The organism is Bradyrhizobium sp. HKCCYLS3077 (genome assembly GCF_051167555.1).
Lineage (GTDB): Bacteria > Pseudomonadota > Alphaproteobacteria > Rhizobiales > Xanthobacteraceae > Bradyrhizobium.
Genome location: NZ_JBNPTH010000002.1, coordinates 1,034,256 through 1,056,956, shown reverse-complemented (window position 1 = coordinate 1,056,956; position 22,701 = coordinate 1,034,256). Strand labels below are relative to the sequence as shown.

At 67.3% G+C, this 22,701-nt stretch carries 22 protein-coding genes; 15 read left to right on the top strand and 7 right to left on the bottom strand.

Features of this window, described 5'->3' with window-relative positions; genetic code table 11:
• Window positions 1–64 precede the first annotated feature (64 nt).
• The 8 genes from ACQR0Z_RS11015 to ACQR0Z_RS10980 all read left to right on the top strand — a co-directional run bounded on the left by ACQR0Z_RS11015 (window position 65) and on the right by ACQR0Z_RS10980 (window position 9,081).
• A complete protein-coding gene (locus ACQR0Z_RS11015; RefSeq protein ID WP_434918586.1) occupies window positions 65–1,927 on the top strand; it encodes a methylmalonyl-CoA mutase family protein in 1,863 nt (620 codons plus the stop codon).
• 2 nt (window positions 1,928–1,929) lie between these two features.
• On the top strand, window positions 1,930–2,394 hold the full coding sequence (locus tag ACQR0Z_RS11010) for a GFA family protein (RefSeq protein ID WP_434861010.1): 465 nt from the start codon (window positions 1,930–1,932) through the stop codon (window positions 2,392–2,394).
• Window positions 2,395–2,421: 27 nt separating this feature from the next.
• Complete coding sequence (locus ACQR0Z_RS11005; RefSeq protein WP_434861009.1) at window positions 2,422–2,574, top strand: hypothetical protein; 153 nt, start codon at window positions 2,422–2,424, stop codon at window positions 2,572–2,574.
• Window positions 2,571–4,727, top strand: a complete 2,157-nt coding sequence (gene scpA, locus ACQR0Z_RS11000; RefSeq protein WP_434918585.1) for a methylmalonyl-CoA mutase — start codon at window positions 2,571–2,573, stop codon at window positions 4,725–4,727. The genes ACQR0Z_RS11005 and scpA overlap by 4 nt, the downstream gene beginning before the upstream one ends.
• 125 nt (window positions 4,728–4,852) lie before the next feature.
• Window positions 4,853–5,629, top strand: a complete 777-nt coding sequence (locus ACQR0Z_RS10995; RefSeq protein ID WP_434861007.1) for a DUF3298 domain-containing protein — start codon at window positions 4,853–4,855, stop codon at window positions 5,627–5,629.
• 35 nt (window positions 5,630–5,664) lie between these two features.
• Window positions 5,665–6,657: a methylmalonyl Co-A mutase-associated GTPase MeaB gene (gene meaB / locus ACQR0Z_RS10990; protein WP_434918584.1), complete on the top strand. Its 993-nt coding sequence runs from the start codon at window positions 5,665–5,667 to the stop codon at window positions 6,655–6,657.
• Entirely contained in the window at window positions 6,654–7,298 is a 645-nt protein-coding gene (locus ACQR0Z_RS10985) for a pyroglutamyl-peptidase I (protein ID WP_434918583.1), read from the top strand. Before meaB ends, ACQR0Z_RS10985 begins: the two co-directional genes overlap by 4 nt.
• 409 nt (window positions 7,299–7,707) lie before the next feature.
• Window positions 7,708–9,081: a TIGR03808 family TAT-translocated repetitive protein gene (locus ACQR0Z_RS10980; protein ID WP_434918582.1), complete on the top strand. Its 1,374-nt coding sequence runs from the start codon at window positions 7,708–7,710 to the stop codon at window positions 9,079–9,081.
• 4 nt (window positions 9,082–9,085) lie between these two features.
• Here the strand turns inward: ACQR0Z_RS10980 and ACQR0Z_RS10975 are convergent, their stop codons facing one another.
• From ACQR0Z_RS10975 to ACQR0Z_RS10960, 4 genes are all read right to left on the bottom strand, one after another.
• Complete coding sequence (locus ACQR0Z_RS10975) at window positions 9,086–9,796, bottom strand: TIGR03809 family protein (protein WP_434878378.1); 711 nt, start codon at window positions 9,794–9,796, stop codon at window positions 9,086–9,088.
• 478 nt (window positions 9,797–10,274) lie between these two features.
• Window positions 10,275–11,921 carry a S8 family serine peptidase gene (locus tag ACQR0Z_RS10970; protein WP_434918581.1) on the bottom strand — a complete coding sequence of 549 codons (1,647 nt, stop codon included), beginning with the start codon at window positions 11,919–11,921 and terminating at the stop codon, window positions 10,275–10,277.
• 110 nt (window positions 11,922–12,031) lie between these two features.
• Window positions 12,032–12,877 carry a hypothetical protein gene (locus ACQR0Z_RS10965; protein ID WP_434918580.1) on the bottom strand — a complete coding sequence of 282 codons (846 nt, stop codon included), beginning with the start codon at window positions 12,875–12,877 and terminating at the stop codon, window positions 12,032–12,034.
• Window positions 12,874–13,443 carry a sigma-70 family RNA polymerase sigma factor gene (locus tag ACQR0Z_RS10960; protein ID WP_434861000.1) on the bottom strand — a complete coding sequence of 190 codons (570 nt, stop codon included), beginning with the start codon at window positions 13,441–13,443 and terminating at the stop codon, window positions 12,874–12,876. Before ACQR0Z_RS10960 ends, ACQR0Z_RS10965 begins: the two co-directional genes overlap by 4 nt.
• A gap of 317 nt (window positions 13,444–13,760) precedes the next feature.
• Between ACQR0Z_RS10960 and ACQR0Z_RS10955 the strand changes: the two genes are divergently transcribed.
• Together ACQR0Z_RS10955 and ACQR0Z_RS10950 are read left to right on the top strand one after the other, a co-directional pair.
• Window positions 13,761–14,909 carry a GGDEF domain-containing protein gene (locus ACQR0Z_RS10955; RefSeq protein ID WP_434860999.1) on the top strand — a complete coding sequence of 383 codons (1,149 nt, stop codon included), beginning with the start codon at window positions 13,761–13,763 and terminating at the stop codon, window positions 14,907–14,909.
• 24 nt (window positions 14,910–14,933) lie between these two features.
• Window positions 14,934–16,058, top strand: coding sequence for a DUF2336 domain-containing protein (locus ACQR0Z_RS10950; protein WP_434878381.1), 1,125 nt, complete (start codon window positions 14,934–14,936; stop codon window positions 16,056–16,058).
• A 6-nt stretch (window positions 16,059–16,064) separates the two neighbouring features.
• Here ACQR0Z_RS10950 and ACQR0Z_RS10945 read toward each other — a convergent pair whose 3' ends face one another.
• From ACQR0Z_RS10945 to ACQR0Z_RS10935, 3 genes are all read right to left on the bottom strand, one after another.
• On the bottom strand, window positions 16,065–16,703 hold the full coding sequence (locus ACQR0Z_RS10945) for an NrsF family protein (RefSeq protein ID WP_434878382.1): 639 nt from the start codon (window positions 16,701–16,703) through the stop codon (window positions 16,065–16,067).
• 2 nt (window positions 16,704–16,705) lie between these two features.
• Entirely contained in the window at window positions 16,706–17,251 is a 546-nt protein-coding gene (locus tag ACQR0Z_RS10940) for a sigma-70 family RNA polymerase sigma factor (RefSeq protein WP_434860996.1), read from the bottom strand.
• 61 nt (window positions 17,252–17,312) lie between these two features.
• Window positions 17,313–17,525, bottom strand: a complete 213-nt coding sequence (locus ACQR0Z_RS10935) for a hypothetical protein (protein WP_434918579.1) — start codon at window positions 17,523–17,525, stop codon at window positions 17,313–17,315.
• 73 nt (window positions 17,526–17,598) lie between these two features.
• On the opposite strand from ACQR0Z_RS10935, the gene ACQR0Z_RS10930 reads away from it, so the two are divergent.
• From ACQR0Z_RS10930 to ACQR0Z_RS10910, 5 genes are all read left to right on the top strand, one after another.
• A complete protein-coding gene (locus ACQR0Z_RS10930) occupies window positions 17,599–18,000 on the top strand; it encodes a hypothetical protein (RefSeq protein ID WP_434860995.1) in 402 nt (133 codons plus the stop codon).
• Between the two features lie 98 nt (window positions 18,001–18,098).
• On the top strand, window positions 18,099–18,878 hold the full coding sequence (locus ACQR0Z_RS10925; protein WP_434860994.1) for an enoyl-CoA hydratase: 780 nt from the start codon (window positions 18,099–18,101) through the stop codon (window positions 18,876–18,878).
• Window positions 18,879–19,128: 250 nt separating this feature from the next.
• Window positions 19,129–20,547 (top strand): TolC family outer membrane protein, encoded by a 1,419-nt coding sequence (locus ACQR0Z_RS10920; RefSeq protein WP_434878383.1) that lies wholly within the window; start codon window positions 19,129–19,131, stop codon window positions 20,545–20,547.
• Window positions 20,548–20,644: 97 nt separating this feature from the next.
• A complete protein-coding gene (locus ACQR0Z_RS10915) occupies window positions 20,645–22,309 on the top strand; it encodes a caspase family protein (RefSeq protein ID WP_434918578.1) in 1,665 nt (554 codons plus the stop codon).
• A gap of 98 nt (window positions 22,310–22,407) precedes the next feature.
• Window positions 22,408–22,695, top strand: a complete 288-nt coding sequence (locus tag ACQR0Z_RS10910) for a DUF3303 domain-containing protein (protein WP_434918577.1) — start codon at window positions 22,408–22,410, stop codon at window positions 22,693–22,695.
• The last annotated feature ends 6 nt before the right edge of the window (window positions 22,696–22,701 follow it).

Here is a 22,701-nt window from a genome sequence, read left to right as displayed (position 1 = left end):
TTCCCGACGTGGCATTTTGCGCCACAATAATCGCCATAACAGACGCCCGGGAGATGCGAGCCGCATGACGACCGACACCGACAATCTGCGCCTGGCCGCCGACTTCGCGCCGGCCAGCGAAGCGGACTGGCGCAAGCTGGTCGATGGCGTGCTGAAGGGCGCCGCCTTCGAGAAGCTGGTCGGCAAGACCTATGACGGGCTCAAGATCCAGCCGATCTATCCGCGTGCCAAGGATGCTGCCGCCGTGGCCGGCCGGGCGCCGGCCGCGCCCTGGCAGATCATGCAGCGCGTCGATCATCCGGACGCCGCGAAGGCCAATGCGCAGGCGCTGGTCGACCTCGAAAACGGCGCCACCGGGCTGACGCTGGTGTTAGCGGGATCGAATGCGGCGCATGGCTACGGCCTCGCCGCGACCGCCGACGCGCTCGCCCGCGCGCTCGACGGCGTACATCTCGACGCTGCGATTGCCATCGAATTGCAGCTTGGTGAATCGTCCGCGCCTGCCTCGGTTCTCGCCGGCTACGTCAAGCAGCGCGGCTTCAAGCCCGAGGCCTGTGATATCCGCTTCGGCCTCGACCCGATCGGCGATGCAGCGAGCCGCGGCGCGAGCGCCCATGACGCGGCTCACCTCGCATCCAGCGCCGTCGACGTCGTCAAGCAACTGCACGGTGCCGGATTCAACGGGCCCTTCCTCGCGGCCGATGGCCGCGTCGTGCACGATGCCGGCGGATCGGAAGCGCAGGAGCTGGCCTTCGTGCTCGCCTCCGGCGTCGCCTATCTGCGCGCGCTGGAAGCCGGCGGCATCGCGCTCGAGACCGCGCGCAACATGATCTACGCACGGCTCGCGGCCGACACTGATCAGTTCCTCTCGCTGGCGAAATTCCGCAGCCTGCGCCGGCTGTGGGCGCGCATCGAGCAGGCCTGTGGCCTGCAGCCGAAGCCGCTGTTCATCTCCGGCGAGACGGCGTGGCGCATGCTCACCCGGCGCGATCCCTATGTGAACATGCTGCGCGCCACGATCGCCACCTTCGCGGCCGGCCTCGGCGGCGCCAACGCCCTGACCGTCCTTCCGCACACTGCAGCACTCGGCCTGCCCGATGCGTTCGCACGCCGCGTCGCGCGCAACACGCAACTGGTGCTGCTGGAGGAGAGCAATCTCGCCCGCGTCGCCGATCCCGCCGCCGGTGCCGGCGGCATCGAGGCGCTGACGGCCGAGCTTTGCACCACCGCCTGGGCGCTGTTCCAGGAGATCGAGAAGGCCGGCGGAGTCGTGGCCGCGCTGCAGGCTGGGCTGATCCAGTCCAAGGTCGCCGCGGTGAAGCAGGCGCGCGATGCCAACATCGCCAAGCGCCGCGACGTGCTGACCGGGGCCAGCGAGTTTCCGAACCTCAACGAGGCCGAGGTCGCGGTCGAACCGGTCGCGCCGCTGGCTTCGCCCTCGCCTGCCAAGGCCGCGCTCAGCTTCGCGCCGCTGACGCCGATCCGTCTTGCCGACGCCTTCGAGCGGCTGCGCGATCGCTCCGACAGCCTGCTCAAGAGCAAGGGCCAGCGTCCTTCCGTGTTCCTCGCCAATCTCGGCACCGCCGCCGACTTCACGGCACGCGCGACATTCGCCCGCAGCTTCTTCGAAGCCGGCGGCATTGCCGCCATCGACGGCCCGGGCGGCTCCGATCCGGCCGCGCTCGCGGAGGCCTATCGCGCCTCCGGCGCAACGGTCGTGTGTCTCTGCTCGTCAGACAAGGTTTATGGCGATACCGCAGTTCCCGCGGCCAAGGCCCTGCAAGCGGCCGGCGCGCGACATATCTATCTCGCAGGCCGCGGCGGCGAGCAGGAGGCTCCTCTTCGCGAGGCCGGCATCGGCAGCTTCGTGTTCGCCGGCGGCGATGCGCTGAAGACGCTCGAAGACGCCTATACTCATCTGGAGTGAGCATGACCGAGGCCAGCAAACCCGTCCTCACCGGCGGCTGCCAATGCGGCGCCATCCGCTACGCGCTGATGGCGGCGCCGACGCGCGTCAGCATCTGCCATTGCCGGATGTGCCAGAAGGCGACGGGCTCGCCGTTCGCGTCGCTCGCCGACATCAACCACGAAAGCTTTGCCTGGACGCGCGGCACGCCGGGAACATTCCGCTCCTCGTCGATCGCGAACCGCTATTTCTGCGCCGCCTGCGGCACGCCGCTCGGCTTCGGCGCCATCGACGGGCCGCGGATCGAGATCATGACCGGCAGCTTCGACCGGCCCGACCGCGTGGTTCCGACGCGGCAGTTCGGCTCGGAATCCCGGCTCGGCTGGGTCGTCGCGATCGCCAATCTGCCGAGCCAGACCACGCAGCAGAACTACGGACCGGAGAAGATGGCCCGCATCGTCAGCCATCAGCATCCGGATCATGACTGAGCGCTGACCGATGCATCAGGATCGACCATGTTCAGCTGGCTGGCCGCACTCATCGAAACCGCGATCCACACGGTCTGGACCCGCAGCGTGACGGCGGATCCACGCAATGATCCGGTCTACAAGACGAAGCTGAAAGAGCTCATCGAGAGAAACCGCAGGTTTGAGGACGCCCGGGAATGACCCGCATTCCGAATTTCGCCGACATCGCCTTTGAACCGACCGCTGCCCCCGCGCCTACGGGCGCCGCCGAGCCATGGCTGACACCAGAGGGCATTCCGGTGAAGCCGGCCTATGGCGAGGCCGATCTCGCCGGCATAGACTTCCTCGAGACATGGCCGGGCACCGCGCCCTATCTGCGCGGCCCCTACCCGACCATGTATGTCAACCAGCCCTGGACCGTCCGGCAATATGCCGGCTTCTCCACGGCCGAGGATTCCAACGCGTTTTATCGCCGCAACCTCGCCGCGGGGCAGAAGGGCCTGTCGGTCGCGTTCGATCTCGCCACCCATCGCGGCTATGATTCCGATCATCCGCGGGTCGGCGGCGATGTCGGCATGGCGGGCGTGGCGATCGATTCGATCTACGACATGCGCACCTTGTTCGCCGGCATCCCGCTCGACCAGATGAGCGTGTCGATGACCATGAACGGCGCGGTGCTGCCGATCCTGGCGCTGTTCGTCGTCGCGGCGGAAGAGCAAGGCGTGCCGCCTGAAAAACTGTCGGGCACCATTCAGAACGACATTCTGAAAGAGTTCATGGTGCGCAACACCTACATCTATCCGCCGTCGCCCTCGATGCGGATCATCTCCGACATCTTCGCCTTCACCTCGCAGCGGATGCCGAAGTTCAATTCGATCTCGATCTCCGGCTATCACATGCAGGAGGCCGGCGCGACGCAGGACCTCGAGCTCGCCTACACGCTCGCCGACGGCGTGGAGTATCTGCGCGCCGGCATTGCCGCCGGCCTCGACGTCGACCGCTTCGCGCCGCGGCTGTCGTTCTTCTGGGCGATCGGCATGAACTTCTTCATGGAGGTCGCGAAGCTCCGCGCCGCGCGGCTGTTGTGGGCGAAGCTGCTGAAGCCATTCAATCCGAAGGACCCGCGCTCGCTGTCCTTGCGCACGCACAGCCAGACCTCGGGTTGGTCGCTGACCGCGCAGGACGTCTACAACAACGTCGTTCGTACGGCCGTGGAGGCGATGGCAGCGACGCAGGGGCATACGCAGTCGCTGCACACCAACGCGCTCGACGAGGCGCTCGCGCTGCCGACCGACTTCTCCGCCCGCATTGCCCGCAATACGCAGTTGTTCCTGCAGCAGGAGAGCGGCACCACCCGGATCATCGATCCTTGGGGCGGCTCGTATTACGTCGAGCGCCTCACCCGCGATCTCGCTGCAAAAGCCTGGGGCCACATCCAGGAGATCGAGGAGCTCGGCGGCATGGCCAAGGCGATCGAGGCCGGCGTGCCGAAGCTGCGGATCGAGGAGGCCTCGGCGAAGACCCAGGCGCGCATCGACACCGGCCGCCAGTCGGTGATCGGCGTCAACAAATACAGACCGACCGACGAGCCGCCGCTCGACGTGCTCAAGGTCGACAATTCCACCGTGCGCCGGCTGCAGATCGACAAGCTGTCGCGGCTGAAGTCGGAACGCAAGCAGGCCGAGGTCGATGCGGCGCTCGCCGCGCTGACGCGCTCCGCCGGCGACGGCAACGGCAACCTGCTGGCGCTGGCGATCGAGGCCGCGCGCGCCAAGGCCACCGTGGGCGAGATCTCGGATGCGCTGGAGAAGGTGTTCGGCCGCCATCGCGCCGAGATCAAGTCCATCACCGGCGTCTACAAGCGGGAGATCGCCGCCATGTCCGGCAAGGCCGAGAAGCTGCAGACCCTGATCGAGGCGTTCGAGGAGGCGGAGGGCCGCCGTCCGCGCATCCTCGTCGCCAAGATCGGCCAGGACGGCCACGACCGTGGCCAGAAGGTGATCGCATCCGCCTTCGCCGACATCGGCTTCGACGTCGACATCGGGCCGCTGTTCGCCACCGCCGACGAGGCGGCCCGCCAGGCGGTGGAGAACGACGTCCACATTCTCGGCGTCTCCTCGCTCGCCGCAGCCCATCTCACCGCCGTGCCGGAGCTCAAGGCCGCGTTGAAGAAGCAGGGCCGCGAGGACATCATGATCATCGTCGGCGGCGTGGTGCCGCCGCAGGATTACGATGCGCTGTACAAGTCCGGCGCCGAGGCGATCTTCCCGCCGGGCACGGTCATCGCTGACGCCGCCGAGGAGCTGATTCACAAGCTCAACGCGCGGCTCGGCCACAGCGAGGCGGCGGAGTAGTCTTTTAGAGTTTGCTGCATCATCTGCCGGCGCGCGGTCATGCGATCGCGCGCCGTTGCATATGCGGCCATGAACCTCCGCGATCCCCAGCGATACGCATCTTGATCCACCGGATTTGAATTGCCATGACCCGTTCCTCGCTCTGCATTGCCGCCCTCCTCGGCCTCCTTGCCGCGTCTCCCGTTTTCGCCGCCGAACCCAAGCCGGACGCCACCATCAACACCAAGGCGGTCGAGGCCAACGTCACGCTCGATGCGCAGATCAAGGCCGACGGGCCGCTCGCCGCCTATTGTCTTGCCGATGGCAGGAAGTGGATCGACCGGAACGCCGCCGACGCCGCCAAGGAGCGCAAGGAGGACCCGCAAGCGTTCCGTGACCGCAAATGGTCGTATGAGCGCAAATATTCGCTCCGCTCGGTCGTCGCCGGCCGCTACGTCAGCGTGCTCAGGGACGACTACATGGACACCGGCGGCGCGCATCCGAACAGCGATGTCAACACCATCCTATGGGACAAGACCGTCGCCAAGCCGATCAGCATCCGCCCCTTCTTCACCGAGACCGCCGACAATGGTCCCGCGATGAAGGCGATGCTCGCGGGCGTTATCACCTCGCTCAAGGCCGAGAAGAAGAAGCGCGATGCGACGGAGACCGCGACCGCCGAATGGTTCAAAGGTCTGGAGCCGAAGCTCCTGAAGATCGGCGCCGTGACGCTCGCGCCCTCCACCGAGGCCGGCAAGAGCTCCGGCCTGACCTTCCACTATCCCCCTTACGCCGTCGGCCCCTATGCCGAAGGCCAGTACGTCGCCTTCGTGCCGTGGGAGACCCTGAAACCGTATCTCTCGCCCGAGGGCCAGGCGATCTTCGCCGGCGCCAGGCCGAAGAAGGATGCGGACGACAACTAGCTGGCCGCGCGCCGCGCATCCGGTATAACGGGCGCATGTCCCCTCGCTCCCCGTCTTCGCCTGACATCACGGTTTTGGCCGACGATATCCGCTCCGGCAGCCGCGCGGCGCTGGCGCGCGCGATCACCCTCATCGAGAGCCGCCGGGCCGATCATCAGGCATCCGCGCGCGAGCTGGTGCAGGCGCTGCTGCCGCAGACGGGGAACGCGTTCCGGGTCGGCATCACCGGCTCGCCGGGGGTCGGCAAGTCCACCACGATCGACGCGCTCGGGATGTATCTGATCGCGCAAGGCCACAAGGTCGCGGTGCTCGCGGTCGACCCCTCCTCGGCGCGCACCGGCGGTTCCATCCTCGGCGACAAGACGCGCATGGCGCGGCTGTCGCACGACACCCACGCCTTCATCCGCCCTTCGCCGTCCTCCGGCACGCTCGGCGGCGTCGCCGCCAAGACGCGCGAGGCGATGCTGCTGTGTGAGGCCGCGGGCTTCGACGTGATCCTGGTGGAGACGGTCGGCATCGGCCAATCGGAGACCGCGGTCTGCGACATGACCGACTTCTTCCTCGCCTTGATGCTGCCCGGCGGCGGCGACGAGCTGCAGGGCATCAAGAAGGGCCTGGTCGAGCTCGCCGACATGATCGCGATCAACAAGGCCGATGGCGACAACATCAAGCGCGCCAACATCACCGCCGCCGACTATCGCGGCGCGCTGCATCTGCTCGCGCCCCGCTCCGAGCACTGGCATCCGCCGGTCGTGACCTATTCGGCGATGGCCGGCTCGGGCATCGCCGAGCTGTGGCAGAAGGTCGTCGATCATCGCAGGGCGATGGTTGCCTCCAGCGAGTTCGCCGCGCGCCGCCGCGACCAGCAGGTGAAATGGATGTGGACCATGCTGGAGCAGCGGCTGATGGCGCGGCTGCGCACCGATACGTCGATCCGTGCCAAGGTGAAGAAGCTCGAGGCGGAGGTCGCCGAAGGCCGCGTCGCGCCCGCGCTGGCCGCGGAACAGCTCGCGGAGTTGCTGAAGTGAGCGGTCGGGTCCGCATTCTCATCACCGGCTTCGGCCCGTTCCCCGGCGCGCCGTTCAACCCGACCATGCCGCTGGTCAAGCGTCTCGCGGCACTGCGCCGGCCCGCGCTCGATCACGTCGAGATCAGCAGCCACATCTTTCACGTCACCTACAGCACGGTCGATCGTGAGCTGCCACAGCTGATCGCCGAGCGGCGGCCGCACGGGCTGCTGATGTTCGGGCTTGCCGGGCGAACCTCCTATCTCCGCATCGAGACCCGCGCCCGCAACGCTGTGACGACGACCTTCCCCGATGCCGACCGCGCTGTCGCGCGCAAGGGCGTCATCGTGCCCGGTGCGCATCCGATGCCGTTCGGTCCGCACATGGCGCGGCTGCTGCGCGCGGCGCGGGCCACCGGCATCGACGCAAGGCCGTCGCGCGATGCCGGCAGCTATCTCTGCAACTATTTGAGCTGGCGCGCGATCGAGGCGACGCAGATCGAAGGCGGTCCGCATCTCGCCGCTTTCATCCATATCCCCCCGCTGCCCCGCACCGGAACGGTGCTGCCACACGGCAGCCCACGCATCACCCTGGAAGCGCTGGTCGATGCCGGCGAGGCGATGCTGATGGAGCTTGTGAAGCTCGCGCGGATGAAGGCTTAGTCGAGCTCGACTACGCCCATCGCTTCAATTCTGTTGAAGCAATCGGACTTGTGAGTTGGAGCCCAGGCCGGCGCATCACCGCCGGTGCGCCCCCTCTCCCCGTCCTTCACGGGGAGAGGGTTGGGGTGAGGGGCAGCCACGCAAGGGCCCCGCGGAAAGCCCCCCTCACCCGGATTGCATCTTCGATGCAATCCGACCTCTCCCCGCACGCGGGGGGAGAGGTGCGCACAAGCCGCCGAATATCAGCTCAAGAAACGATCCGCCTTGGTGCCTCAGACAGCCGTCCCCGCGGGTAAAGATTTAACCCTACCCGCAACAAACAGGGCCTGCGACGCTGCTCAAAAGCCGGCTGTCAGCGCTTTCGCGTTATCTCAAGCAAACCAGAGCTGACCCACGCGAGCCTGACCTCATGGACGTCAAACGCCGCAACCTGATCGGCGCCACGGTGGCCGGTGCCGCCGGCGCACTGGCGCTGCCGAGCGAGCCGGCGCAGGCCACCCCGCTGATCGCCGCGCTCGGCCGCGACGCCACCCAGTACGGCGTCAAGCCCAACAGTCCCGACGACCAGACCCGCGCCTTGCAGCGCGCGATCGACGAAGCCGCGCGCGCGCAGGCGCCGCTGGCGCTGCCGCCCGGCATCTACCGCAGCTCGATGCTGCGCCTCGGCAGAGGCAGCCAGCTCATCGGCGTCCGCGGTGCGACGAAGCTTGTGTTCACCGGCGGCGGCCCCTCGCTGCTCGCGGCCGAAAGTGCCGACGGTCTCGGCATCAGCGGCATCTCGCTCGACGGCAGCGGCATCGCTTTGCCCCAGCGCCGCGGCCTGCTTCACGTTGCGGCGGGCCGCGATGTCAGGATCGTCGACTGCGAGATCATCCGCTCCGGCGGCAGCGGCATCTGGCTCGAGCAGGTCTCCGGCGACGTCAGCGGCAACGTCCTCACCGATATTGCGGTCACTGCCATCGTCTCCTTCGATGCGCTCGGGCTGATCGTCTCGCGCAACACCATCAAGGGCACCCGCGACAACGGCATCGAGATCCTGCGCACGGCGATCGGCGACGACGGCACGATGGTGCTCGACAACCGCATCGAGGACATCAAGGCCGGGCCCGGCGGTTCCGGCCAGTACGGCAACGCCATCAATGCCTTCCGCGCCGGCAACGTCATCATCAGAGGCAACCGCATCAGGAATTGCGACTACTCCGCGGTGCGCGGCAATTCGGCCTCCGCCATCCAGATCGTCGGCAACAGCGTGACCGATGTCCGCGAGGTCGCGCTGTATTCGGAGTTCTCGTTCGAAGGCGCCGTCATATCAGGCAATACGGTCGACGGCGCCGCCTTCGGGGTCTCCGTCTGCAACTTCAACGAGGGCGGCCGCATCGCCGTCGTCCAGGGCAACATCATCCGCAACCTGATTCCGAAGCGCCCGATCGGCACCGCGCCCGACGACGATGCCGGCATCGGGATCTATGTCGAGGCGGATTCGTCGGTGACCGGCAATGTCGTGGAGAATGCCCCGTCCTACGGCATCGTCGCCGGCTGGGGCCGCTATCTCCGCGACGTCGTCATTTCCGGCAACGTCATCCGCAAAGCGCTGGCGGGCGTCGGCCTGTCCGTCTTTCCGGGAGCAGGAACGGCGCTCGTCACCAACAACATCATCTCGGGCGCGCCGCGCGGCGCGGTGATCGGGCTCGATCACATCAAGCCGGTCACGCCCGACCTGACGCAAGACACCGCGCAACGCTATGCGCAGCTCACCGTGACCGGCAACGCCGTCACGCGATGACGGATCAATAGGCGACAGCCAGGGCCGGATAGCGGCGTTCGATGGCGTCGAGATCGACCACCGGATCCTCATCATCGGCGCCGGAGTCCATCCCGATGCTCAGAGCCTGTTCGAGCGCGGCCATGTCAATGCGGGCAGGCGCGACCGTCAGCTCCGGCTCGACCTCTTCGTCGGTCGGGTAATCCGGCTCCAGGTCATCCTCCAGGCGATCCTCGAAGTAACCCTCCGGGCCACCATCCAAGCCATCTTCGGGCAGGTCCTCGGCCAGGTCGAATCCGACCACCTCGATCTCGCTGTCGACGATGATCTCGGATTCCGAAAGAATGGCTTCGAGCGTGCGCGGCAGCTCGATCGGACGTTGCAGCGCCGGCTCAGGCTCCACGTGCCGTGCCACCACGGGTGCCGCGGCCATGATCATGGAGGGTGCCGGGCTCGGCACGATGCTCACCACCTCCGGCCTCACCGGATTGGGTCTCGCCAGATTGGGCATCGCCCGTTCGGGCATCACCGGCTGGGGCTCCGCGGACAGCGACTTCCAGGTGGCGACGGCCGCCTTGGCATGGCGGATGTCCTCGATGAGAGACTGCTCGGTGTAATAGCGCCGCCAGCGGCCGCTCTGAAACAGCTCGCTCAGATGGTCGAGGCGCCGTTCGGCGAGCGCGCACCAGCGTGCAGCCAGTTCGCGGCTGCAAGCCACGTCCGGTCGATGTGTCATAGGGGAGCCCGTGAAATAAGGGGACGGACGCACTCGGCACGAATCAACGCAACGTGACGTGAATATTTTGTGGAAAAGGTTAACAAAGTCTAGCTATCGCCATCTTCTTTGGCGGCCAAACCGTAGTTGCGCGGAAATTTTGACCGCAAGTTTTCGGGCTTTTCCGCCGCTCGGCAACGCCCGCGGGATCAGCGGTCCGGTCACAACTTCAGACCCTCAGCCGCAGAGATGTCGCGCGGCCGGCAATTGCCGATGATCCGGACCCGGCGCCGGGCCCTTGTCGCCCCCCCGAAAATGAAAGAGCCGTCCGGGGGGACAACCGGACGGCTCAGAGCCATATGGGCGCTTGGGGTGGATGGGCGCTCGCGCCTGATATAGCTTGGGGAGAGGATCACCGCTCCCACATACCTTCTGTCGTGACCGCCCGGGCCTCCGTTCAAAGCGACGCCCGGAATTTTGGATCACGAAAATGTTGACACTATTGTTGCGCAGGCCGCAGGGCTCCGGCCGTCGGAGCCTCTCCGGTCGCCATGGTCGCGGCAGAGGCTGGACGGAGCTCGCGCGCAGGGGCTGCGTCCTGTCCGATGTCGCGCGGCTTGGCGGCCGGGGCCGCGGACATCGCCGGCGCATCCCCGGGTGACAGCACCGCCTGAACCGCCGCCAGCGCGTCGGCCTGCCCTGCCCCGAACAAATCGTCTTGACCTGGCGAGCCGAGATCGCGCGCGGTCTTGGTCAGCACGGTGCGCACCGTTTCCGGCTTCAGCGCCGGATTGCGCTCCAGCACCAGGGCCGCGAGACCGCTGACATAGGCCGCCGAGAACGAGGTGCCCGAAATGACCTGATACTTGCCGTCCGGAGCCGGGAGGAAGATGTCGGCCCCGGGCGCCGCGAGTGCGACGTAGTTGCCGCGATTGGACGCCGCCAGCAGCTGATCCCTCGTGTCGGTCGCGCTCACGGCGATGACGTTCGGATTGGCGGCCGGATAGAGCGGCGGCGATTTAGCGCCGGCATTGCCGGCCGCCGCGACCATGACGAGATCCTTCGCAGCAACCGCCGCGATCGCCCGCTCGATCACCGCGTCCTTAGGTCCGGCAAAGCTCATGTTGATGATCTGGGCGCCGTGCAAGGCGGCGTAGTCCAATGCCTTCAGGATGACGTAGGAGCTGCTCTCCGGGCCGCCGCCTTTCTTGGTCACGCCGAAGGCCCGGATGGCGATGATGCGTGCATAGGGCGCGCTGCCCATCAAACGCTTGTGCGAGACGATCACGCCGGCGATGCCGGTGCCGTGCACATGCGGCTCCGCGTCGCCGCCGAGCGCGTCGAAGGCATCGAACGCGGCGTCGACGAATTCGGGGTGCTTGAGATCGACGCCGGAATCGATCACGGCGATCGTGACGTTCGCCCCCTGCGCCAGTTGGTGGGCTTCGGGCAGCCGCAGCTTCGCCAGCGCGTATTGGGCCGGATCGCCCTCGGCCGGAGGCGCCTGCTGCTGCAGCTGATAGCGGTAGTTCGGCTGCACCGAGCGCACGCTGGTGTCGGCTAAGAGCGCGCGGCGCACCGTTTCGACCGAGCGGCGATCGGTGATGCGAAACAGGCCGATGGTCGCATTGATCAGCGGAAAGGCCTGCGAGCTGACGCGCTGCAGGCGATGGCGCCGCGCCAGCGCGTCGGCCTGCTCGGCCGAGAGGCTGCCGTCGATCTCGGCGACCAGCTCGTTGGCGATGATCTGCTCATCAGCAGCTTCGACTGCGCTCGGCGCGCGCCGCTGGGCTGACTTGGCTGAACTCCCCTTGTCCGACCTGCCGCTGTTCGAGCCGCGCTTGTTCGCCGCCGTCTTGGCCGATTCGCCCTGTCCGGCCTCGGCCGGCGGACGGTCCAGACATTCGCCCGCGACGCTGCGGTCGACCGGGCTGCAGCGGACCTGCAGATTCGGCGCGTAGCGCGCGTTGGGCAGAGCCGGACGGAGCGCAATACTGGGCGGCGGCGTCCGCAGCGCCGCGCTGGGATTGATACTCGGCACACGGCTCGGAATGTTGATGGCGGGCGACCGCATCATCGCCTGGGCCTGCGCGGACAGCGTTCCCCCAACGATCAGCATCGCGACCGCGACCACGCATGCGGCCATCCCGGCACGCGGCCGAGCGCCTCGGGGAAGGCCTTGATACAAGCCTTGATGCGAGCCTTGATACAAGCCTTGGCAGGACATCGGTCGATCTCCCACGTCGGTGAGAGAGATTATTGCGCGGCGACCGCGAGACCGACGATCTTCTCCTGCGCGAGACGCGCGATCAGGGCGTCGGCTTCGGCCTTTGACAGCGGTCGGCCGCCGAGCTGCAGCTTGAACAGGCCGCCCTTGGCGCCCTCGACGATCGAAGCCTGATAGCTGTCGAGCAGCGCCGTGATGTCGGCGATGCGCGCATCCGGCGCGAACCGCACCAGCGCGTAGGCCGGCGCAGCCGATCCGGCGACCTGCGGCCCGAGGCCGCGGATGAGCGGCGCCGCCGGAGCCGGAGCTTCCGCCACCTGCGACCGCGCCATGCTGTCGCGGGCCGGCTCAGATGCCGGAGCCATCGCCGGAGCACTGGGCGGCGGCGGCGCGACCTTCGCCTTTGCAGGCGGCTCGGCGGCGACATTGTCCTGAGCGACCGAAGCGGTCTGATAGGTGGTCTGAGAGCGCATGAGTACGGCGCCGATCACGCCGGCCTGCGCCAGCACCAGCAGCGCACCGAGGCTGACGGTCCAAGCCAGCGTCTTCGGCGAGAGGCTGTCGAAGAATCCCATCAGCCGCGCGCCGAAGCCGCGCGGCACCGCGGGCTTCTGCACCGGATCCGCATCGATCGCCGCGAACAGCTTCTGCATGGCGCGCATCGACGGCGCGCCGAGGCTCTCGTTCAGCGCGATGGTCTCGGCATATTCCTTCTGGATTTCGGCATATTGCCTGGCGAGATCAGCGTCCTCGGCCAGCGCCTCCTCGACCCGGCGCATGTCGCGCGCGCTCAGCGTGCCGGCGGCGTACCACGGCAGCAGCAGTTCGACGTCACCGGGCTCTTGCTCCAGCATCTTCTTGCTCAAAGCCATCATGGCCAGCCTCTCTCAATGCCGGCCGCCTTCAGGAGTTCGGCCAATTTCTTACGCGCATAGAACAGGCGCGTCTTCACGGTGTTCTCGGGAATTCCGACGATCTCGGCCACCTCCTCCACGGATTTCTCGTGGTAGTAGACGAGATCGACGATCTCCCGGTGGTCGGGCGAGAGCGCCGTCAGGCACTTCCGCAGGGCTTCCCCGGTATCCTTCTTCTGTACCGCCACTTCCGGATCGTCGGACGTATCCTCGATCGCGTTGGCGGCTTCGTCCTCCAACTCAACGTCCTTGCGGCGCCGTAGTGCCGACAGGGCCTTGAACCGGGTGATCGCCAGCAACCAGGTGGAGACGGCAGAGCGGCCTTCGAACTTGCCGGCCTGACGCCATACATCGAGAAAAACCTCGCTGATGAGGTCTTCCGCGACCTGTTCGTCCCGCACGAGCCGGAGCCCGAAACGGTACACCCTGACATGGTGCCGTCCGTACAGCACCTGCATGGCGAGCCGGTCGCCTTGAGCGATCCGGGCAATCAGGGTTTCGTCTGACGCCGCTGCTGTCACGCTCAATGGCCGTCTCGCAAGATTGGTCTGGAGGAAGGTGGGTGCGGTTCGAATACAACCGCAAAATTCTTGAAAATACCGGAAAGATACGTCCCCAACTGTGAGCCCGCGCACAGATCAAAAAATTGTGCTGCAGCGCCCGGGCCGATCGCGACCACCGGGTTCCCACCTGTCATCTCACGTCCCGTCCACCAACTGCGCCCAATGCCCGTAGATTCCCTGTCGCGGCCTGCGCGCGACGTGATCTCCACCCCAGTTCCATAGATACCAAAGTTAAATGCTTCCCACGTAGATTTTTTGCGACGGCGAAGAATTGCGAGCAGATGGGCACGACGGCACCGCCTTTTCCCAGGCCCAACGTGGCCGAGACCGGGAGCGTCCCCTCGCCCCTGGCCGGCGATCTGCGTGCGCGTCGTGCCGCGCGGCGGCGGCAGATGCTGGCGTTGATCGCCGGATGCTACGTGATCGACGCCGTCATCCTGCTGATCTACGCGCAAGCCGGCACCGTGCCGGTCGCCATTGCTCCGGCCTATGCGGCGATCGGGCTGCTCACCGTCGCACTGTGGACCGCGTTGTCGGAAAGCGGCTTCAACGATCGCTTCCGCGATCACTATCTCGTCGTGCCGCAATCGCTCGTCAGCATGATGATCACGGTTGCGTTCTGCTACATCGCGCCTGATGTCAGCATCCTGTTCCTCTGCACGCTCTACATCGTCGTCAGCTTTGCGTCCCTGCGGTCGACGCCGCGCCAGAGCGCGATCTGCTGGACCTTTCTCGCGGTCGGGCTGGCCGGTCTGTTCCTGCTCACCGACAAGCCGCTCGGCATGCCGCACGGCAACGGTCTCGAACGGCTCGCGACTCTCCTGGTGTTCCTGCTCACGATCGCCGGCTGCATGATCCTCGGCCTCATTTCCAGCACATTGCGCCAGACGCTGTATCAGCGGGGACAATCGCTCAAGGAAGCCAATCGCCGCATCGAGGAGCTCGCCGAGCTCGACGAGCTCACCGGCACGCTGAACCGGCGCGCGATCATGCTTGCGCTCGAGGACGAGATGTCGCGGGCGCGGCAGATCGGCAGGCCGTGCTCGGTCGTGCTGATCGATCTCGACTGGTTCAAGCGCATCAACGATACGCGCGGCCATCCGACCGGCGATGAGGTGCTGCGCACCTTTGCCATCACGATGTTCGCCAATATTCGCGGCGGCGACCGCTTCGGCCGCTATGGCGGCGAGGAATTCCTTCTGCTGCTGCCCGGCGCTCCGGCGGACGCGGCGGGGCGCCTGGCCGAACGTCTGCGCCGGATCATTGCCGACCAGGATTGGAGCGCATTCTCGACCGATGTGCAGGTCACCTTCTCGGCCGGCGTTGCCTCGCTGCGCGGCGACGAGACCGCGGACTCGCTGCTCGCCCGAGCCGACCGCGCGCTCTACCAATCGAAGGCAGACGGACGCAACCGCGTGACCAGTGCGTGACCTTGAAAGCATGATCGTGCCGCGATGAGTTCGAAATCGAACCCGAGTGATAGTCTGCTGGACGAGCTCGAGGACACGCTCGCCCACGGCACCGTGGTGCGGCGGGTCGAGACGCTGCGCAAGGTCACCGACCTGTTCGTCAGCGGCGCCGCTGATTTCGCCGACGTCCAGGTCGCGCTGTTCGACGACGTCTTCGAGTGCCTGATCGACCATATCGAGGTCTCGGCGCGCGCCCTGCTCGCCCAGCGGCTGGCGCCGCTCGACTCCGCGCCACCGCGGACGCTGCACCGGCTCGCCGACGATGACGCGATCGAGGTCGCGGGGCCGGTGCTGTCGAAGTCCGAGCGGCTCGACGAGGCCGCGCTGATCCGCACCGCCGAAACCAAGAGCCAGGCGCATCTGTTGGCCATTTCGCTCCGTCGCGTGATCAGCCGGGCCGTGACCGACATCCTGCTCCGGCGCGGCAACGACGAGGTCGTTCACAGCACGGTCAGCAATCCCGGCGCTGACGTGTCGCAGTCGAGCTTCGACACGCTCGTCGACCGCGCGAGCCTGGACGAAGGCCTGGCGGCATGCCTGGCGATGCGCCCCAATCTGCCGCGGCACCTCTATCTGAAGCTGGTCGCGAAGGCCTCCGCCACCGTTCGTGCGCGGCTCGAAGCCGCCAACCCCAATCTCGCGCAGGAGGTCTCATCGGCGGTCCGCACCGCTGGCCGGCGCGCGCGGTCGAGCGCGGTGGCGCTGACCAGCCAGACCGAGATCGCCCATGCGCTGGTGCGCTCGCTGCACGCCGACGGCCGTCTCGACGACGGGCTCGTCCTCGAGTTCACCAGGCAGGGCAAATTCGACGAGGCCAATGCCGCGGTGGCGGCGATGGCCAACGTTCCGATCGCGGTCGCCGAGAGCATCATGATCGAGAGCCGCGCCGAAGGCGTGATGATCCTCGCCAAGGTCGCGGGCCTCGCTTGGCCGACGGTCAAGTCGATCATCCTGATGCGCCACGAGCTGATGCGCGATGAGCCGACAAGCGCCCCGCCCGCCGATCTCGAGGCGTGCAAGGCCACCTATCAGCGCCTCCGTCGCGCCACCGCGCAGCAGGTGCTGCGCTTCCACCGCGTGCAGGATGGCGCGGTGCCCGTGCAGGCCTAGCCGCAACTAATAACGCAGCACCTTCGGGCCGATCAGGGCGCCGAGCCCGGCTACGATCGACGCGGCCAGGGTGTACCAGGTCGCCACGAACAGCGGGGAATCATCGGTGCAATGCGCGGCGTAGAGCGTGGCCGCGATGCCGGCGGAGACCAGCCCGGCGATCGCGCCTGCCGCCGCCGGACGCGACGGCGCGCCATGGCGCAGCCCGAACAACGCCGCCGTCAGCAGCGGCAGTGACAGCACCGGGATGGCGCTGACACACAGCATCGAATTGTGGCCGACCATCCGCGTCAGCATCGGCGACCGCTGCGGCAGCATCATCTCGGCGGCGATCCCGCCGACCAGGATGACGACCGGTGCGATCAGGAGCCAGCTCCAGCCCTGCAGCGACGCCTCGGGGCGGGACAGATGCAGGCTGATGATCAGCGCCGGGATCGCCAGCGCCGAGGTCACCACGAATTTCAGGTCGAAGAACGGATTGCGCACCGCAAGCCAGATGTCCGGACGGACGCCGAGGCCGATCAGCAGCATCGCGGTCGAGACCGGCGTCGCCGCCATCAGGGCCAGCGCCATGATGATGCCGACCGGCTGCGCACGCTGCGCATTGTCGGCGGCAAGGGTGCGGATGAGCTGATCGGTGTCCATGATCATGTATCCCGTAGCTTGGCCGTGAGAGTGGAGAGCGCGCGGTGCAGCGCCACCCGCACCGCCCCCTCGCTCATGGCGAATTTGGCGGCGGTCTGCTTGATCGAGGCCGCCTCGACCGCGATCGACTGCAGCACGTCGCGCTGACGCTGCGGCAGCGTCTTCAACTGGGCGTCGACCTCGGTGGCCGAGACCGTCGGCGCCGGCGGTTCGTCCGCCAGCGTCTCCGAAAAATCGTCGATGTCGACGAACACGCGGCGGCCGCGCCGGCGCAGCGTGTCGATCAGCTTGTTGCGCGCGATCGCGAACAGCCAGGGCGCGAACGGCGCGTTGACGTCCCAGGTATGCCGCTTGAGATGCACCGCCAACAGAATTTCCTGCACAATGTCCTCGGCTTGGTCTGGCGGTTGACCGGCGCGCGCAAGCCCGCGCCGCGATGCTGCGCGCAGCACCGGCGTGATCGCCTTCAGCAGACGATGATAGGCTTGGTCGTCACCGGCGACGGCTTGGCGCATCCAGGCCGTCCACTCGTCGTCACGCTCGCGCACCTAGGCTCCCACCCCCAGAAGTTCGCCGCTACGGCCCCGTTGTTACGCGCACGCCAACTGATCACGAATTCGTGATTTCGGCCTTGGCCTCGGAAGCATCCGAGTTACGCCACATCGAGAGCACGCCAGCGGGCAAGTCTTGAACTGTTCCCTGGGACCGCTCCATAGCATCGAATCGTTCGGTGCGGGGCGAGGTTTGTTGGCTGCGCGCCATGGCTGATGTCTCAGCCGGGCGTCGCCCATCTTTTGCCGTCACCGGCAGGAAGATACCCATTTTCTGCCCCGTTCTCGACATCTGTCGGGGTCTCACTCCCACTTGGGCTGGCGGGATGGGGAGAAGGCCGACGATGACGATCCAAGCCAGTGGACGTTCAGCATTGATCATTGCCGCCGCGTTCGTTCTGGGCCTTGTTGGCACTGGATTGGCGCCTGCGGCCGAGCAACAGGGTTACAGCCCGTTCCTGCCGGTGGGCTCCGACAGTGCGCCGGCTGCGAAGCAGGACGGGTTGAAGCAGGACGGGTTTCCGGCGCCGATGCCGGCCGAGGCGCAAGCCGCGCCGCCCGCGCAATCGGCCGATGCCGCGCCGAGCGAGCCTGCCGCGGGCACGGAAAGCGCCACCGTGAACCTCGTCACCGTCAGCAATGACGACAGCTCGGGCTGGGACAAGGCCTCGATCATCGGCAAGATCTTCATCGCCTGCGGCACCCTGCTCACTCTGGGCTCGGCGGCGCGGATGTTCATGGTCTGAGGGCATGATCTGAGGCCTGCGCCTCGCCACACCCGGGCTTGAAGCGCATCGATCCAGCGGGCACATTGCCCGCTGTTTTGATTTGCGGGGGTTGGGCCATGAGCGTTTTCGAGCACATCATCGTCGAGGGCAAAGGCGCCGTCGGCGTCATCACCTTGAACCGGCCGAAGATGCTCAACGCACTGTCGTTCGGCGTCTTCCGCGAGATCGCCGCGGCGGTCGACGACCTCGAATCCGACGACGCCATCGGCTGCATCGTGATCACCGGCAGCGAGAAGGCCTTCGCGGCCGGCGCCGACATCAAGGAGATGCAGCCGAAGAGCTTCATCGACATGTTCTCGAGCGACTTCACCGCGATCGGCGGCGACCGCGTCGCGCGCTGCCGCAAGCCGACCATCGCGGCGGTCTCCGGCTACGCGCTCGGCGGCGGCTGCGAGCTCGCGATGATGTGCGACTTCATCATCTGCTCCGACACCGCCAAATTCGGCCAGCCGGAAATCACGCTCGGCACCATCCCCGGCATCGGCGGCACGCAGCGCCTGACGCGCGCGATCGGCAAGGCCAAGGCGATGGACCTCTGCCTCACCGGCCGCATGATGGATGCCGCCGAGGCCGAGCGCTCCGGCCTCGTCAGCCGCGTCGTGCCGGCGGACAAGCTGCTGGAGGAAGTCATGGCCGCGGCCGAGAAGATCGCGTCGATGTCGCGCCCAGCAGCCGCCATGGCCAAGGAGGCCGTCAACCGCGCCTTCGAGACCCCGCTCTCCGAAGGCATGAACGTCGAGCGCAACCTCTTCCACGCCACCTTCGCGCTGGAGGACCGCGCCGAGGGCATGGCCGCGTTCATCGAGAAGCGCAAGCCGGTGAACAAGAACCGCTAGCTCCGACGTCCACCGCGCGAACGCTCCGCGAATCGATTCGCGGAAGCGCCGGCGATGCGCCCCTCACCTGCTTACCGAGCGCGTCGAAATGGGGCCATCCCATGGCGGCGCGACTGCCGTCCTGTGGCGAGAGCGCCACAACAAACCATGGAAAAGCCCGGCGGATTCCACATCCCCGGTTTGTGTGTGGCAGCGCCGCGCCGTAAACAGGTAAACGATCGGTTAAGATCGTGGGACGCGGCGGAGTCGGATGGTGGGTCGGGCCAAGAATTTTGGCGTCGGCAGGGTACGTGCGCGAAGGAGCGGCCTCGGCCTGGTCCTCGCAGCCTGCCTTGCCGCCATCAGCTCGCCAGCACGCGCCGAGGACCTCGCCGCCGCGCTGGTGAAGGCCTATCAGACCAATCCGGCGCTGAACGCCGAGCGCGCGCGCCAGCGCGCCACCGATGAGAACGTGCCGCAGGCACTGGCCGGCTATCGTCCGCAGCTGGTCGCAAGCCTCAGCAGCGGCCTGCAGGCGGTGCGTAATCTCCTGCCCGGCAACACCGTTCAGACCGCGACCTTGAAGCCGTGGACCATCGGCGTGACGGTCACGCAGACGCTGTTCAACGGCTTCCGCACCGCCAACAGCGTGCGCTTGGCCGAGCTGCAGGTGCAGTCCGGCCGCGAGGCGCTGCGCAATGTCGGCCAGGGCGTGCTGCTCGACGCCGTCACCGCCTACACCAACGTGCTCGCCAACCAGTCGCTGGTCGAGGCGCAGCGCTCCAACGTCGCCTTCCTGCGCGAAACGCTGGCGGTGACGCAGCGCCGGCTGAATGCCGGCGACGTCACACCGACCGACGCCGCGCAGGCCGAGGCGCGGCTGTCGCGCGGCCTGTCCGACCTCAACGCCGCCGAGGTCAATCTCGCCATCAGCCAGGCCACCTATGCGCAGGTGATCGGCATGGCCCCGAGCCAGCTGCGCGCCGCCGATCCGGTCGACCGCCTGCTGCCACGATCGCGCGAGGACGCCATTGCGCTCGGCAACAAGGAGAACCCGGCGGTCGCCGCGGCGAGCTTCGACGTCGACGCCGCATCGACCTCGATCCGCATCGCCGAAGGCACGCTGCTGCCCAGCGTCACCCTGCAGGGCAGCGTCAGCCGCGGCCGCGATTCGGACCAGACGCTCGGCACCTTCGGCACCGACCAGGCCTCGATCGTCGGCGCCGTCACCGCGCCGATCTATGACGGCGGCACGGCGGCCTCACAGACGCGCCAGAGCAAGGAGCTTGCGGCGCAGAGCCGGCTCGTGCTCGACCAGATCCGCAACCAGACGCGCACCGCCGTGGTCAGCGCCTGGGTCGCCAATGAGGGCGCCAAGGTCGCCGTCAGCGCCTCCGAGGCCGAGGTGAAGGCCGCCACCGTCGCGCTGCAGGGCGTGTCGCGCGAAGCGCAGGGCGGCCAGCGCACCACGGTGGACGTCCTCAACTCACAGTCCGACCTGATCCAGGCCAAGGCGCGGCTGATCGGCGCCCAGCGCGACCGCGTCATCGCCTCCTACACGCTGCTCAGCGCCGTCGGCCGGCTCGACGTCAAGAACCTCAATCTCAACACGCCGGACTATTTGCCCGAGGTTCACTATCACCAGGTCCGCGACGCCTGGCACGGCCTGCGCACGCCGTCTGGTCAGTAGCTGAACAAAGCGGCCCGATCGCTCGCTCGGGACGCATCGGCTTGCTTTGGCGACATGGCCGGATAGTCTGGCGCTCCATCGACTGCGGGGAGCTGGGATGGCGGCATTTCGTTACCTATTACTTGCGCTCGTCCTCATCAGTTCCAGCTCGGCCGCCTGGGCCGACAAGCGCATCGCGCTGGTGATCGGAAACTCCGCCTACAAGACGGTGGCGCGGCTCTCCAATCCGGCGAATGACGCCAAGCTCGTCAGCGACATGTTCCGCGCTGCAGATTTCGAACGGGTCGATACCAGACTCGATCTCGGCGTTCAGGAGATGCGCCGCGCCTTGCGCGAGTTCGGCGCGCGGGCGCGCGAGGCCGAGGTCGCGGTGATCTACTATGCGGGCCACGGCATCGAGCTCGACGGCGTCAACTATCTGATCCCGACCGACGCCTCGCTGGAAGCCGACAGCGACGTGCTCGACGAGGCGATCGCGCTCGAGCGCGTGCTGTTCGCGATCGAGCCCGCCAAGCAGCTTCGGCTCGTGGTGCTCGACGCCTGCCGCGACAATCCGTTTGCGAAGACGATGAAGCGCAGCGTCGCCTCGCGCAGCATTGGCCGCGGCCTCGCCAAGGTCGAGCCGGCGAGCCCGAACACGATGATCGCATTCTCGGCCAAGGCGGGCTCGACCGCCGTCGATGGCGACGCCAGCAACAGCCCGTTCGCACAGGCGCTGGTCGCGCATCTGCCGAAGCCCGGCCTCGATCTGCGCCGCGCCTTCGGCTTCGTCCGCGACGACGTGCTGAAGGCGACCGGCTATCGCCAGGAGCCCTATGTCTACGGCTCGCTCGGCGGCAATGATGTCGCGCTGGTGCCCGCGGCATCCGCGCCGAGCGCAGCCGCCGATCCCGACGCGGCGATGCGGCGCGACTACGAACTCGCCGAGCGCATCGGCAGCGCCGCGGCGTTCGATGCATTCATCGAAAAATATCCCTCCGGCTTCTACGCGGCGCTCGCCAAGGCGCAGCGCGCCAAGCTCGCGTCAGGCGCATCCGGTGCGGCGCCCCCCGCGGCGCCCGAAGTCACACGCAGCCCGCCCGAGCCGCCCCAGCGAGCCGAGGCCGAGAGGCCGGCCGCATCGCCCGATCCGGTCGTCGTCGCAGCGCTGCCCACGCCGGCGGACAAGCCGGCCGCGACACCGCCTCCCGACCTTCCACGTCTGCTCGCGACCGAGCTGCGCCGCGTCGGCTGCAGCAGCGCCGACGGCGGCGGCAATTGGGACGGCAATGCGCGCCGCGCGCTGGAGCGCTTCAACAAGCAGGCCGGCACCACGTTCGACATCAAGATCGCCAGCATCGATGCGCTCGACGCGGTCAAGGCGAGGTCCGGCCGCGTCTGTCCGCTGCTCTGTCCCACGGGGCAGCGCGCCGAAGGCGAGAGCTGCGTCGCGATCGCCTGCCCCGCGGGCCAGATCCGCGACGATGACGGCGATTGCGTCCGGCGCAAGGACGAGCCGGTCGCCAGGAAGCAGACCGAGCCTGCGAAGCGCGAGGAGCCCACCCGCAAGAAGGAGCCGGCGGTAGCGATGCGCTCCGAGCCGGAGCCGAAGCGCGTCAGCGGCGGCGGCCGCTGCACCAGCATCAGCCAGCGCTGCGCCATCCAGATCGGCGGCCGCTGCAACCCCGCCACCGGCCATTGGGAATATGGCCGCAACGGCGCCGGCGGCGACACCATGGCGTTTAACAATTGCCTCAGCCGGATGATGGCGGGAGGACGGTGAGCGCGACTCCGCGCCGGATCGCGAGACAATCGGAACGATCTGGAACCTGAAGCGAAACCCGCTCACAATGCGCGCCAGAACCTGCCACGGAGGCGCGCATGCTGTTCATGGTGATCGAACGTTTCAAGGATCGCGATCCGATCCCGGTCTATCGCCGCGTGCGCGACCCCGGGATCAAGTTTCCCGACGGCCTCAAATATCTCGGCAGCTGGATCGAGCCGAATTTCGACCGCTGCTTCCAGCTGATGGAATGCGACGACGCTCGGCTGTTGCAGCAATGGATCTTGGATAACGCCCGCGACACCGGCATGACCTTCGAGATCGTGCCAGTGGTCAGCAGCGCCGAGACGCGCGAGGTGGTGGCGCCATATCTCGATCAGCCGTGAGCTGGA